Origin of the sequence: Streptomyces sp. NPDC008092 (assembly GCF_042957285.1) — a bacterium.
GTDB lineage: Bacteria > Actinomycetota > Actinomycetes > Streptomycetales > Streptomycetaceae > Streptomyces.
This window is the reverse complement of the sequence record NZ_JBIBHY010000001.1, coordinates 638,033-650,992: the sequence shown is the minus strand read 5'-3', so window position 1 is coordinate 650,992 and position 12,960 is coordinate 638,033. Positions and strand designations below refer to the sequence as shown.

At 71.5% G+C, this 12,960-nt stretch carries 11 protein-coding genes; 2 read left to right on the top strand and 9 right to left on the bottom strand.

What is annotated here, in order from left to right:
• Positions 1-141 precede the first annotated feature (141 nt).
• The 6 genes from ACFZB3_RS02630 to ACFZB3_RS02605 form a co-directional block, all read right to left on the bottom strand.
• Positions 142-651, bottom strand: a complete 510-nt coding sequence (locus ACFZB3_RS02630; protein WP_391368486.1) for an O-acetyl-ADP-ribose deacetylase — start codon at positions 649-651, stop codon at positions 142-144.
• A complete protein-coding gene (locus ACFZB3_RS02625) occupies positions 648-2,057 on the bottom strand; it encodes an FAD-dependent oxidoreductase (protein WP_391368483.1) in 1,410 nt (469 codons plus the stop codon). Before ACFZB3_RS02625 ends, ACFZB3_RS02630 begins: the two co-directional genes overlap by 4 nt.
• Positions 2,058-2,141: 84 nt before the next feature.
• Positions 2,142-2,990: an inositol monophosphatase family protein gene (locus tag ACFZB3_RS02620; protein ID WP_391368480.1), complete on the bottom strand. Its 849-nt coding sequence runs from the start codon at positions 2,988-2,990 to the stop codon at positions 2,142-2,144.
• 131 nt (positions 2,991-3,121) lie between these two features.
• Positions 3,122-4,918, bottom strand: a complete 1,797-nt coding sequence (locus tag ACFZB3_RS02615; RefSeq protein ID WP_391368478.1) for a gamma-glutamyltransferase — start codon at positions 4,916-4,918, stop codon at positions 3,122-3,124.
• A 114-nt stretch (positions 4,919-5,032) separates the two neighbouring features.
• Positions 5,033-6,736 carry an LCP family protein gene (locus ACFZB3_RS02610; RefSeq protein WP_391368475.1) on the bottom strand — a complete coding sequence of 568 codons (1,704 nt, stop codon included), beginning with the start codon at positions 6,734-6,736 and terminating at the stop codon, positions 5,033-5,035.
• A gap of 236 nt (positions 6,737-6,972) precedes the next feature.
• Positions 6,973-7,335 carry a metalloregulator ArsR/SmtB family transcription factor gene (locus tag ACFZB3_RS02605; RefSeq protein ID WP_391368472.1) on the bottom strand — a complete coding sequence of 121 codons (363 nt, stop codon included), beginning with the start codon at positions 7,333-7,335 and terminating at the stop codon, positions 6,973-6,975.
• Between the two features lie 276 nt (positions 7,336-7,611).
• Here ACFZB3_RS02605 and ACFZB3_RS02600 point away from each other — a divergent pair, with 276 nt between their 5' ends.
• Positions 7,612-7,863 carry a GlsB/YeaQ/YmgE family stress response membrane protein gene (locus ACFZB3_RS02600; RefSeq protein ID WP_391369709.1) on the top strand — a complete coding sequence of 84 codons (252 nt, stop codon included), beginning with the start codon at positions 7,612-7,614 and terminating at the stop codon, positions 7,861-7,863.
• 260 nt (positions 7,864-8,123) lie between these two features.
• Positions 8,124-8,807 carry a hypothetical protein gene (locus ACFZB3_RS02595; RefSeq protein ID WP_391368469.1) on the top strand — a complete coding sequence of 228 codons (684 nt, stop codon included), beginning with the start codon at positions 8,124-8,126 and terminating at the stop codon, positions 8,805-8,807.
• Between the two features lie 40 nt (positions 8,808-8,847).
• On the opposite strand, the gene ACFZB3_RS02590 is transcribed toward ACFZB3_RS02595, so the two are convergent.
• The 3 genes from ACFZB3_RS02590 to hydA all read right to left on the bottom strand — a co-directional run bounded on the left by ACFZB3_RS02590 (position 8,848) and on the right by hydA (position 12,933).
• Positions 8,848-10,368 (bottom strand): NCS1 family nucleobase:cation symporter, encoded by a 1,521-nt coding sequence (locus ACFZB3_RS02590; RefSeq protein WP_391368467.1) that lies wholly within the window; start codon positions 10,366-10,368, stop codon positions 8,848-8,850.
• Positions 10,369-10,498: 130 nt separating this feature from the next.
• Positions 10,499-11,518 (bottom strand): TIGR03842 family LLM class F420-dependent oxidoreductase, encoded by a 1,020-nt coding sequence (locus ACFZB3_RS02585; protein WP_391368464.1) that lies wholly within the window; start codon positions 11,516-11,518, stop codon positions 10,499-10,501.
• A gap of 11 nt (positions 11,519-11,529) precedes the next feature.
• Positions 11,530-12,933, bottom strand: coding sequence for a dihydropyrimidinase (hydA, locus tag ACFZB3_RS02580; RefSeq protein ID WP_391368461.1), 1,404 nt, complete (start codon positions 12,931-12,933; stop codon positions 11,530-11,532).
• Positions 12,934-12,960: the final 27 nt, after the last annotated feature.

Genomic DNA, 12,960 nt, shown 5'->3' with positions numbered 1-12,960 from the left:
CCCGCTGTGCGGCCTCCACCCGTCGTGCGGCCTCCACCCGTCGTGCGGCCTCCGCCCGCTGGTCGGCATCGCCTGCTCCTTTCCCTGCCGTCCAGGGTGCGGGGCGGGCGGTGCGACGGCACCCCGTGCCGTGCGGTGCCGTCAGGGCAGCTGCCGGGCGAACGCCTCGTAGGCCCGCTCGTCGAAGAGCACGAACCGCACCTCCTCGACGGCGGTGTCCGCGTCCCGGACGGTCTCGACGGCGATCCGGGCGCCGTCGTCCATCGGCCAGCCGTAGATCCCGGTGGAGACGGCGGGGAACGCGACCGTGCGGGCGCCGAGTTCGTCGGCGCGCCTGAGGGACTCGCGGTAGCAGGAGGCCAGCAGCTCGGAGCGGTCCAGGCTCTGGGAGTGGACGGGGCCGACGGTGTGGATGACCCACCGGGCGTCGAGGTCGCCGGCCGTGGTGGCGACGGCCTGTCCGGTGGGCAGGCCCTTGCCGTAGTGGGAGGCGCGCAGCTGCCGGCACTCCGCGAGGATGGCGGGGCCGCCGCGGCGGTGGATGGCGCCGTCGACGCCTCCGCCGCCCAGCAGGGAGGAGTTGGCGGCGTTGACGATGGCGTCGACGCTCTGCCGGGTGATGTCGCCCTGGACGAGGGTGATACGGGTCATGACTGTCGCAGCCTCCTCCACACGGCCTTCGCCGCGTTGTGCCCCGACATGCCGTGCACGCCCGGGCCCGGTGGAGTGGCCGACGAGCAGATGAAGACGGCGGGGTGCGGGGTGCCGTACGGGAACAGGGAGAGCTTGGGGCGCAGCATGATCTGCAGGCCGGAGACCGCGCCGGTGCCGATGTCGCCGCCGACGTAGTTGGCGTTGCGGGCGGCGAGTTCGGCGGGTCCGGCGGTGGCGCGGGCCAGCACGCGGTCGCGGAACCCCGGGGCGAAGCGCTCCAGTTGACGCTCCATCACCTCGGTGAGGTCGCCGCTCCAGCCGCTCGGCACGTGGGCGTACGCCCAGAAGACCTGCTTGCCCTCGGGGGCGCGGCCCGGGTCCACGACACTCGGCTGCACGGTGATCATGAACGGCCGGTCGGGGGCGCGGCCCTCGCGGGCGGCGGCGCGCAGGGCGGTACCGATCTCGGCGCTGTCCGCGGCGATCTGCACGGTCCCGGCGCGGCGGGCCTCGGGCGCCGTCCAGGGGACCGGCCCGTCCAGCGCGTAGTCGATCTTGAAGACGCCCGGGCCGTAGCGGTAGCCCTGGTAGTAGGTGCCGAAACCGGCGATGCGGGCGAGGGCGGTGGGCGAGGTGTCGAAGATGTACGACCGGGCGGGCGGCAGGTCGTCGAGGCGCTTGACCTCGTAGTCGGTGTGGATCGCGCCGCCGAGGTCCGTCAGGTACGCGGCGAGGGCGTCGGAGATGGCCTGGGAGCCGCCGCGGGCCACCGGCCAGCCGCGGGCGTGCGCGGCGAGCGCGAAGACCAGTCCGACGGCGCCGGTGGCGAAGCCGCTGAGCGGGGCCATGACGTGGGCGACGAGCCCGGCGAAGAGGGTGCGGGCCCGCTCGTCGCGGAAGCGGCGCAGCAGCAGGGTGGCGGGCGGCAGCCCGGCCAGGCCGAACCGGGCGAGGGTGACCGGGTCACGCGGCAGCGCGGTCAGCGGCAGCGACATGAAGTCCCGCGCCAGGGTGTCCCACTTGGGCAGGAACGGCTCGACCAGCCTACGGTAGGTGCCGGCGTCGCGCGGTCCGAAGGAGGCCGCCGTCTCGGCGACCGAGCGGGCCAGGACGGCCGCGCGGCCGTCGGGGAAGGGGTGCGCCATCGGCAGGTCCGCGTGCAGCCACTCCAGGCCGTACCGCTCCAGCGGCAGGGCGCGGAACGCCGGCGAGTTGATGCCGAGCGGGTGGGCCGCCGAACACGGGTCGTGCCGGAAGCCGGGGAGGGTGAGCTCCTCGGTGCGGGCGCCGCCGCCCACGGTGTCCTTCGCCTCGAAGAGCGCCACGGAGAAACCGCGCCGGGCCAGCTCCACGGCGGCCGTCAGGCCGTTCGGCCCCGCCCCCACCACGACCGCATCGAGCATCGACGGCACCTTCGGACCCCTTCGTCAGCCGATGGCCACTCGGGTTCAGGATATGCCGGGGGACTGACACTCCCCTCGCTCGGGTTACCAGTGCGGGTTCAGCAGCAGGTCCACGATCCGCTGGGCGGTGGCGGCGTCGCGGGCCGCGGTGAACGGCAGGGCGTTGTCCCCCGTGATCCGGAACGGCTCGCCGGCGATCGTGAGGTGGGCGCCGCCCGCCTCCTCGACCAGCAGCAGCCCGGCCGCGTGGTCCCACGCAGCCTCCCAGCTGAACGCGGTGGCGTCCAACTCGCCCCGGGCGACGGCGAGATACTCCAGGCCCGCGGAGCCGCAGGCGCGCGGGGCGACGCCGTCGGTCCACAGGGCGTGCAGCGCGCGCTTCTGCGCGTCGGTCGTGTAGTCCGGGTGGGAGGTGGCTATCCGCAGGTCGCGGCCCGCCTCCGGCGCACCGGCGAGCAGCCGCTCGCCGTCGAGGAAGGCGCCCTTCCCCCGTACCGCGGTGGCGAGTTGCTCGCGGGCCGGGGCGTAGGTCCAGGAGGCGAGCAGGACGCCCCGGTGGGCGAGCGCCACCAGCGTGCAGAAGCCGTCCTCGCCGCGGACGAACTGGCGGGTGCCGTCGACCGGGTCGACGATCCACACCGGCTTGTCGCCCTGGAGCGCGTAGTACGTCTCCGGGTCGGCGTGCACCGCTTCCTCGCCGACCACGACGGAGCCGGGCAGCAGGGCGGCGAGCGCCCCGGTGAGGTACCGCTCGGCGAGCCGGTCGGCGTCGGTCACCAGGTCGTGCGGGCCGCTCTTCTGGTCGACCTCGTGGTCGGCGAGCCGGCGCCAGCGGGGCAGGATCTCGGTCCGTGCGGCCTTGCGGACGGCGTCCTCGACGTCACCGGCGTGCTGGAGGAGAAACTCGTCGATGGTCTCCGTTGCTTCGATCATGCCTCCATGAGAGCACGCGCCACTGACAACAATCCCCACGCGTCGGATGTACGGCACGTGGAATACGGAGGAACAGGCGGTGCCGGCCGCCTCCGGGCCGCCGACGGACGTACCAGGTCAGCGGGCCGGCGTCAGCGTCCCACCGCGTAGCCCTGCATGCCGCGCGGGTTGGCGGCGGCCGACAGCACCCCCGTCCCGGGGTCCCGGGCCACCGCGCTCAGCCGTCCCTCGGACCAGCCCGGCCCGACCGTCACGTCGTGGCCGCGCCGCCGCAGCTCCGCCACCACCTCCGGGTCCGTACGGGACTCGACGGTCACGCTCCCGGGGCGGCGCCCGCGCGGGTAGAACGAGCTGGGGAAGCTGTCGTTGTGCCAGTTCGGGGCGTCGATCGCGCCCTGGAGGTCGAGGCCGCCGCGGACCTCGCCGCGCAGTGCGACGGCGAGGAAGAAGTGCAGCTGCCACTGGTCCTGCTGGTCGCCGCCGGGCGTGCCGAAGGCCAGCACCGGGACGCCGTCGCGCAGGGCGATCGAGGGGGTGAGGGTGGTGCGGGGGCGCCGCCCGGGGGTGAGGGAGTTGGGCAGGCCCTCCTCCAGCCAGGCCATCTGGAGCCGGGTGCCGAGCGGGAAGCCGAGCTCGGGGACGACGGGGTTGGACTGGAGCCAGCCGCCGCTCGGCGTGGCCGCGACCATGTTGCCCCAGCGGTCGACGACGTCCAGGTGGCAGGTGTCGCCCCGGGTGGTGCCGTCCGCGGCGACCTGGGCGACGGTCGGCTCACCGGCGCCCAGCGGGTCGAAGGCGGTGCTTCCGGCGGCCTCCACGCGCGCGTACCCGGGCAGCCGCGGCTCGCGTCCGCCGGGGCTGCCCGGCCGCAGCTCGTCGGAGGCCTTGGCGCCGATCAGCTCCCGCCGCCCGGTGTTGTACGCGTCCGAGAGCAGCTCGGCCAGCGGTACCTCGGCCGCATCGCCGTACCAGGCCTCGCGGTCGGCCATGGCGAGCTTGCAGCCCTCGACGAGGAGGTGGACGTAGTCGGCGGAGCCGTACGCGGGCAGGTCGGACGGCAGCAGGGCGAGCTGCTGGAGGAGGGCCGGGCCCTGGCTCCAGGGGCCCGCCTTGCAGACGGTCCAGCCGTTCCAGTCGTACGACGCCGGGCTCTCGTAGCTCGCGGACCAGCCGGCCAGGTCGGCGGCGGTGAGGGTGCCGGTGTGCCGGGTGCCGCTGGTGTCCATGGTGGGGCGGGCGGCCTGGCGGACCAGCGCCTCGGCGATGAAGCCGGTGCGCCACACCTCGCGGGCCGCGTCGATGCGGGCCTCCCGGTCCCCGGCGCCCGCGGTCTCGGCGAGCAGCCGCTCCCAGGTGGCGGCGAGGGCGGGGTTGCGGAACAGCTCGCCGGGGCGGGGGGCCCGGCCGCCGGGCAGGTAGAGCTCCGCCGACGACGTCCACTCGGTCTCGAACAGCTTCCGGACGCTCTCCACCGTGGCGCCGAGGTTCTCCACGGCCGGGTGGCCGTGCTCGGCGTACCCGATGGCGTACTTCAGGATCTCGTCGAGCGGCTTGGTGCCGTGGTCGCGCAGCAGGAGCAGCCAGGCGTCGAAGGCGCCGGGGACGGCCGCGGCCAGCGGGCCGGTGCCGGGCACGAGGTCCAGGCCGAGCCCGCGGTAGTGGGCGACATCTGCGCCGGCCGGGGCCACGCCCTGGCCGCACAGCACCCGCACCTCGCCGCCGGCCGGTGCGAGCAGGATCGGCACCTCGCCGGCCGGCCCGTTGAGGTGCGGTTCGACCACGTGCAGGACGAAGGCGCCGGCGACGGCCGCGTCGTACGCGTTGCCGCCGTTCTCCAGGACCGCCATCGCCGACTGGGAGGCCAGCCAGTGCGTGGACGAGACCATGCCGAAGGTGCCCTGGAGGGTGGGACGGGTGGTGAACTGCATCTGTCACCTCGCTGTGCGCACGGCCGGGCCAGGTGTCTGGCGGTTACATGCTTTCACGGCCGTGACGAGGCGAACCCCCTCCCGGGGGCCCGCCTCTCCCTCGTCCCTACTTGCCTACTTGTCCGAGTCGGGCTTGCTGGTCGCCGCCGCGTACGCCTGGGACGGTGTCATGGGGATCCCGTTGAGGCTGACCGTCTTGAACGTGCTGACCTTGGCGCAGGTCTTGGAGTCGTCGGCGGTCGACGCGTTGGCGTTGGAGACGGCCGCCTTGGTGTCGCCGGAGCTGGCCGGGTAGGAGGTGCCGCTGCTCCAGTCGCTGCCGATCACCAGGGTGACGCCGGTGCCGCTGCCCGACTTGATGTGCGAGCTGGGGATGTCCAGGGCCTTGGCGACGGTCTGCGCCTCGGCCTTGTCGCCGCTGCCGTAGGTCAGGGTCGTCGCGGTCGCGGAGTTCGGGGCGTTGGCCGTGCTGGTGCCGGTGCTGAAGCCCTGGGAGATCAGGGAGTTCGCGATGGCGGAGGCCCGGCCCGTGATGTCGGTGCCGTTCTCGACGGTCACGGCGATCTGGGCGGCCGGGACGGTCGCGGCGGGCGTCGGCTTCGCGCTCGCGGCCGCCGACGCCGCCGACGACTTCTTGCCCGAACTCGTGGTCAGCGACTGGTCGTTGGCCATGGTGGCGAACAGGTCCTTGGCGCCCTCGCCGACCACCACCCGGTTGCTGTTGTTCGGGTCGGGCGCCGTCTGCATGGTGGTGAAGGTCATCCGCTTGGTGGGGACCTTGTTCACGTCGGCCGCGAGCGAGATCAGCTTCTTGACGCTGTCGAGGTCGTCGTCGACGGTCAGCGCCTTGGTGGCGGCGTCGGCGAGGCTGTAGACCGCGGTGGGGTCGGTGAGGGTGCCCGCGCTCTTGAACTTGCGGATCATCGCGCTGAGGAAGATGTGCTGGGAGACGGTACGGCCGAGGTCGCTGCCGTCGCCGAAGCCGTGCCGGGAGCGGACGAACTCCAGGGCGGCCTCGCCCTTGAGGGTGTGGGTGCCCTTGGAGAGCTTCAGGTGCGAGTAGGTGTCGTACACGTTCTTGTTGACGCAGACGGAGACTCCGCCGACCGCGTCGGACATCTTGACCACACCGGAGAAGTCCAGTTTGACGAAGTGGTCGATGGGGACGCCGGTGAGCTGGTGGACGGTGGCGACCTGGCAGGCCGCGCCGTACTGGAGGGCGCTGTTGACCTGGCCGTAGTAGCCGGAGGTGGACTCGCCGCTCGTGCTGTCCTTGCAGGCGGGCACGTCGACCATGGTGTCGCGGGGGATGCTCATGACCGTGGCGTTGGAGCGGTCGGCGGATATGTGGACGACCATCTCCACGTCCGCGTTGCCGTTGCCGGTCTGGACGCCGGTCTCCTTGCAGCCGCCGCCGAGCTTGCAGTCGGCCGAGCTGGTCCGGCCGTCCGAGCCGATCACCAGGATGTTGATCGGGGTCCGGCCGAACGCGTCGGCCTTCTCGGTGCCGCCCTTGCCGTCGAGGGAGACGCTGTTGATGTTGCCGTTGAGGTGCTGGTAGAACCACCAGCCGGCGCCGGCCGTGACCAGGACCAGGACGGCCGTGCACAGACCCAGGATCTTCATGACCCGCTTGCCGCGGCCCGCCGTCCTGGCCCGCCGGGAGCCCCTGCCGCCGCGGGTCTTGGCCGCCTGCCGGGCGGCGGCCCGGCCGCCGGTCGGCCGCGTCCCGTCGGGCAGGGCTCCACGCTGTCCGGGCACCCGGTCGGTGCGGCTGCGTGTGGCCTGGCCTCCCGGGCCGTCCCACGGGTCGGTCATCTTCCACTCCCATGAACGGTCGGGTCCGTCTGCGGGTACGGTCGGGCAGGTCGGGCGTCCGTGGCGGGCTGCGGGCAGCCGCGGGGTGAGCCCATTTGGGTTGCGTGATTGCGCAATCTAACAAACCCACAGCCCCGACAGCACAAGCCCCACCCGAATTCACAGGTGAGGCATCTCATGAAACCTGCCGGACACACCTGCCGTCCGCCCCCGCACACCGACCCGCATCCGAGCGGTCAGACACCGGCCTCGTACAGCCGCCGCACGGGCACCGGGGCCTGGTGGGAGCGCGCGGTCAGCTGTCCGACGGTCACCCGCACCACGGTCACGATATCCGGGTCGTCCACGTAGTAGACCTGCCGCCGGCCCTCCCGCCGGGACCGCACCAGACCGGCCAGCCTGAGCTTGGCCAGGTGCTGGCTGACCGCCGGCAGGGCGCCGCCGACGCGGTCGGCGAGGCGCGTCACGTCGCTCTCGCCCTGGGACAGCGCCCACATGATGTGCAACCGGGCCGGCGAGGCGAGCAGCCCGAACACCGCGGCCGCCTCCGTCAGCACCCCGTCGGAGGGGTCCGTGAAGCCATCGGCGCTCTCCCCCACAGCCCGCTCCCTCCCGTCACAGTCATCGCACAGACGCCCACTCAGTGTAGGCGCACGGTCACCGCTTCCCGGACGACCTCCCCGCAATGTCCTCCACCCGTTCTCCGCATTGTCATGAGCGGGTGACAGATCATCGACGGCTCGACGTCAGGCGTGGCCGACGGCCACCGCCGTTCATAAGCTTGCGCAACAACGCAACTCAGCGGAGCAGTACCCGTAACGCGGCAAACGCAGCATTCGTCCTGGAGGTCAACGCACGTGGGCATCATCGGCTAGATCGTCCTGGGTCTCCTCGCCGGAGCCATCGCCAAGGTCCTGCTGCCCGGCCGTGACCCGGGCGGCCTGATCGGCACCACCCTCATCGGCGTCGCGGGCGCCTTCGTGGGCGGCTGGCTCTCCTCCCGCTTCCTCGACCGCCCGGTCGAGAACCACTTCTTCGACCTCTACACCTGGGGCGCCGCGATCGCCGGCTCCCTGGTCCTGCTGATCGGCTACCGGATCCTGTTCGGCAACTCGCGCCGGGCCTGAGGGGCCGGACCGGCGCGACGGTGACTCCCGTCACCTTCGAAGGCCGGATGCAGTCACGACATTCCGGATGTACAGGGACCGTGGACGCGCGACATTCCGGATGTAGGGGGACGGCCCGCGACCGCTGTCAACAGCGCGCCGGGCCCGGCCCACAGGCAAGGCACGGATTCCACTTCCGCCCCACAGGGACTCGTGTGAAACTGGCGTCCCGTCCGCAGTGCGGGCCATTCCGCACACCGTCCCCCAGCGAGAAGTGCGACTTGCGTTCTCTTCCACTGCCGCTCGCCCTCACCGCGCGCCTGACGCCGGTCGCCGTGCTCGCCTGTGCGGGCTGGGTGATGGCGTCGGGCCCGGACAAGACGGCGTCCACCAGCAGCTCAGGCGACACCTCGGCCCAGCAGACGGCCGGGCAGTCGACGGACGACTCCCCGTCGACCTCCACCGCGTCCACGGCGGCCACCAAGACGTACTCCGCAGCCCCCGCCCCCTGCGGCAGCATCCCGGTGGCCACCATCAAGTCGCTGGTGCCCGGCGCGAAGACGGCCGGCAAGGAGATCCCCTCCACCGACACCAAGCTGCGCCGCACCTGCTCCTGGAACGCGCTCAAGGGCTACGACTACCGCTGGCTCGACGTCTCCTTCGAGATCATGGACACGGACGCGGCGGCCGCGAAGGAGTACAAGGACCGGGTCGCCGAGAAGAGCGGCGGCGGGGCCGTGCCGGGCCTCGGCGACACCGGCTACTCGGTCGTGAACCTCACCACCGAGGACAAGCAGCAGACCCGTGAGGGCGTGGTGATGACCCAGGTCTCCAACGCGCTGGTGGTCATCACCTACAACGGCAGCGACTTCGAGTCCAAGAAGGCGCCCAGCACGGACGTGATCAACAAGGGTGCCATCCAGGCGGCGAAGAGCGCGGTGACCGCGCTGAAGGGCAGCCAGTAACCGGACCGGCTGCCCTCCGTACGCACGCCACGCCCCCTGCTCACGCCTCCTTGGGCCGCACCAGCGCCGTCAGCCCCAGGTACAGCACCAGGGACGTGCCGAGGCCGACCGCCCAGCCGTAGTCGGCGAGCGAGGACAGGGCCGGGATCGGACGGCCGTCGATCAGCGGTTTGAAGCTGGCGCCGCCGATCGCGAGGACGCCGCCGACGAGGAAGGCCACGACCGCCCGCCAGTTCCAGCCGCCGTCGTACCAGTAGCGGCCGCCCGTGCGGTACAGGTCGGTCAGGTCGAGGCTGGTGCGGCGCAGGATCCAGTAGTCGGCGATGAGGATGCCGGCGACCGTGCCGAGCAGACCGCCGACCAGGCCGAGCCAGGTGAAGATGTAGCCCTGCGGGTCGGAGTAGAGCTTCCACGGGAAGATCAGCACGCCGAGGACGCAGGTGGCCAGCGCGCCGGTGCGGAAACTGATCTTCCGGGGCGCGATGTTGGAGAAGTCGAAGGCGGGCGAGACCAGGTTGGCCGCGATGTTCACGGAGAGCGTCGCGACGAGCACGGTGACCAGGGCGTAGAGCAGGCCGACCACGTTGTCCGTCTTCGCGGCGAGCTGTACCGGGTCCCAGATCGGCTGCCCGTACACGGCCTGCGAGCCGGAGGTCACCAGGACGGAGAGGAAGGCGAAGAGGGTCATGGTGGTGGGCAGGCCGAGGGCCTGGCCCCAGGTCTGCGCCTTCTGGCTCTTGCCGTACCGGGTGAAGTCGGGGATGTTCAGCGACAGCGTCGACCAGAAGCCGATCATGCCCATCAGCGACGGCCAGAAGATCTTCCAGAAGCCGCCGCCCCAGCCGAGCTTGGAGGGCTGGTCGAAGAGCGGGCCGAGACCGCCGGCCTTGTTGCTCATCCAGATCAGCATCACGACGGCGCCGACGATGACGAACGGCGCGGCCCAGTTCTCGAAGCGGCGGATGGTGTCCATGCCCCGGTAGATGATCGCGACCTGGAGCACCCAGAAGAGCAGGAACGACAGCCACATCGTCCAGGCGTAGCCGCCGATGTGCGAGGCGTTGGCCCAGCTGTCGCCGATCAGCTTGCCGGCCAGGAAGTAGATGGCCTCGCCGCCGATCCAGGTCTGGATGCCGAACCAGCCGCAGGCCACCAACGCCCGTACGACGGCGGGCAGGTTGGCGCCGCGCACGCCGAAGGAGGCGCGGGCGAAGACCGGGAAGGGGATGCCGTACTTGGGTCCGGCGTGCCCGGTGAGCAGCATCGGGACGAGGACGATCAGGTTGGCGAGGGCGATGGTGAACACGGCCTGTTTCCAGTCCATGCCGACCGCGATGAGCCCGGAGGCCAGGGTCCAGGACGCCGTGTTGTGGGCCATGCCGACCCAGAGCGCGGAGAAGTTGTACGTGGTCCAGGTGCGCTTGACGACGGGGACCGGCAGCAGGTCCTCGTTCGCGTACGGACCGCTGGGCGGCGGGGAGCCCGGGGTGAGCTCGACGCGCCCGTCGGAGGTGGTGACTTGGCCGGACAGAGGTATGGCCGTGGGAGCGGTGTCGGTCATGGGCAGGCCAATCGGGGTGAGGTGGGACGGGAAAGGCCGTGCGGGCGGGGCGGGGGGTACGCGGGTGGGGCGGCGCCCTGACCCCCTTCCCGGGACGGCGGGAAGGGGGAGACCAACTGCCAGGAGGGTGCTAGCCGTTGACGGCCGGGATGACCTTCGTCCCGTACGCGTCGATGGTCGCCTCCTGCGCGTCGTGCATGTCGTAGACGGCGAACTGGTCGACGCCCAGCTCGCGCAGGGCGTTCAGCTTCTCGATGTGCTTCTCCGCCGGACCGATGACGCAGAAGCGGTCGACGATCTCGTCGGGCACGAACTCGGTGTCGGGGTTGCCGCTGCGTCCGTGGTGCGAGTAGTCGTAGCCCTGCCGGGCCTTGATGTAGTCGGTGAGTTCCTCGGGTACGGCGGCGGAGTGCTCGCCGTACTTGGCGACCAGGTCGGCGACGTGGTTGCCGACCATGCCGCCGAACCAGCGGCACTGGTCGCGGGCGTGCGCGAGGGCCTCGGGCGAGTCGTCCTCGGTGACGTAGGCCGGGGCGGCGACGCAGATGGTCACCTCGGACGGGTCGCGTCCGGCGGCCACGGCCGCGTCCTTCACCGCCTTGACCATGTACTCGGTGAGGTAGAGGTCGGAGAGCTGGAGGATGAACCCGTCGGCCTCCTCACCGGTCATCTTGAGGGCCTTCGGCCCGTACGCGGCCATCCAGACGGGGAGTTCGGCGCCGGGCCTGACCCACGGGAACTTGACGACGGTCCCGCCGAGGTCGGCCTCGCCGCCGCTGCCGAGGGCCCGGATGACCTTCATGGCCTCGCTGATCCGGGCGAGCGTGTTGGGCTTGCGGCCGGCCACCCGCATCGCGGAGTCGCCGCGGCCGATGCCGCAGACGGTGCGGTTGCCGAACATGTCGTTGAGGGTGGCGAAGGTGGAGGCGGTGACCTCCCAGGTGCGGGTGCCCGGGTTGGTGACCATCGGCCCGACCGTCAACTTGCTGGTGTTCGCGAGAATCTGACTGTAGATCACGAACGGCTCCTGCCAGAGCACGGCGGAGTCGAAGGTCCAGCCGTAGCGGAAGCCGTTGCGCTCGGCCCGTTTCATCAGGCTGACGACCCGGGAGGCCGGCGGGTCGGTCTGCAGGACGAGTCCGAAGTCCATGGGCGCCTCTCCTAGTTGAGGTACTGACAGGTGGAGCGCGGGGTGTAGACGCCGTGTCCGGCGTGTCCGGTGTACTCCCGCTCGGTGATGACGAGTTCGCCGCGTGAGAGGACCGTCTCGACCCGGCCGGTCAGGCGCTTGCCCTCGTACGCCGAGTAGTCGACGTTCATGTGGTGGGTCTCGGCGGAGACGACCTGCTCCGCATGCGGGTCGTAGATGACGACGTCCGCGTCGGCGCCCGGGGTGATGGTGCCCTTCTTCGGGTACATGCCGAACATCCGGGCCGGGGTGGCGCAGGCGATCTCGATCCAGCGGCGGCGCGTGATGTGCCCGTCGACGACGGCCTGGTGGAGCAGGTCCATGCGGTTCTCGACGCCGGGCAGGCCGTTGGGGATCTTCGAGAAGTCGCCGCGGCCGAGTTCCTTCTGGCCGACGAAGCAGAAGGGGCAGTGGTCGGTGGAGACGACCTGGAGGTCGTTGGTCCTGAGGCCCTGCCAGAGCTTGGCCTGGTGCTCCTTGGGGCGCAGCGGGGTGCTGCACACGTACTTCGAGCCCTCGAAGTCGGGCTCGGCGAGGTTGTCGGTGGACAGGAAGAGGTACTGGGGACAGGTCTCGCCGAAGACGGGGAGCCCCTCGTCGCGCGCCCGGGCGAGTTCGGCGACCGCTTCCATCGCCGAGACGTGCACGACGTAGAGGGGCGCGCCCGCGACTTGGGCGAGCTTGATGGCGCGGTGGGTGGCCTCGGCTTCCAGGAGGGCCTTGCGGACCTCGCCGTGGTAGCGGGGGTCGGTCTCGCCGCGCGCCAGCGCCTGTTCCACCAGCACGTCGATGGCGATGCCGTTCTCGGCGTGCATCATGATCAGGCCGCCGTTCTCGGCGGAGCGCTGCATGGCGCGCAGGATCTGGCCGTCGTCGGAGTAGAAGACGCCGGGGTAGGCCATGAACTGCTTGAAGGAGGTGACGCCTTCCTCGACGAGGAGGTCCATCTCCTTGAGCGTCTCCTGGTTCACGTCGGAGACGATCATGTGGAAGCCGTAGTCGATGGCGCAGTTGCCCTCGGCCTTGGCGTGCCAGGCGTCCAGGCCCTCGCGCAGGCTGTGGCCGACGCTCTGCACGGCGAAGTCGACGATGGTGGTCGTACCGCCCCAGGCGGCGGCCCGGGTGCCGGTCTCGAAGGTGTCGGAGGCGAAGGTGCCGCCGAACGGCAGCTCCATGTGGGTGTGGGCGTCGACGCCGCCCGGGATGACGTACTTGCCGGTGGCGTCGATGGTGCGCTCGGCGGTGAAGGCCTCGGCGGCGGGGGTGCCGGTCGCCGCGAGGGCGGCGATGCGGCCGTCCTCGATCAGGACGTCGGCGTGGATCTCGTCGGACGCGGTGATGACGAGTCCGCCACGGATTACTGTCCGGCCGGTCATGGGGTCCTCTCCTTCGTGGTCAGGTGC

Coding starts and splice junctions, on each gene's coding strand:
- ACFZB3_RS02630 (WP_391368486.1), bottom strand. CDS start 651: ATGACCCGTATCACCCTCGTCCAGGGCGACATCACCCGGCAGAGCGTC.
- ACFZB3_RS02625 (WP_391368483.1), bottom strand. CDS start 2,057: ATGCTCGATGCGGTCGTGGTGGGGGCGGGGCCGAACGGCCTGACGGCC.
- ACFZB3_RS02620 (WP_391368480.1), bottom strand. CDS start 2,990: ATGATCGAAGCAACGGAGACCATCGACGAGTTTCTCCTCCAGCACGCC.
- ACFZB3_RS02615 (WP_391368478.1), bottom strand. CDS start 4,918: ATGCAGTTCACCACCCGTCCCACCCTCCAGGGCACCTTCGGCATGGTC.
- ACFZB3_RS02610 (WP_391368475.1), bottom strand. CDS start 6,736: ATGACCGACCCGTGGGACGGCCCGGGAGGCCAGGCCACACGCAGCCGC.
- ACFZB3_RS02590 (WP_391368467.1), bottom strand. CDS start 10,368: ATGACCGACACCGCTCCCACGGCCATACCTCTGTCCGGCCAAGTCACC.
- ACFZB3_RS02585 (WP_391368464.1), bottom strand. CDS start 11,518: ATGGACTTCGGACTCGTCCTGCAGACCGACCCGCCGGCCTCCCGGGTC.
- hydA (WP_391368461.1), bottom strand. CDS start 12,933: ATGACCGGCCGGACAGTAATCCGTGGCGGACTCGTCATCACCGCGTCC.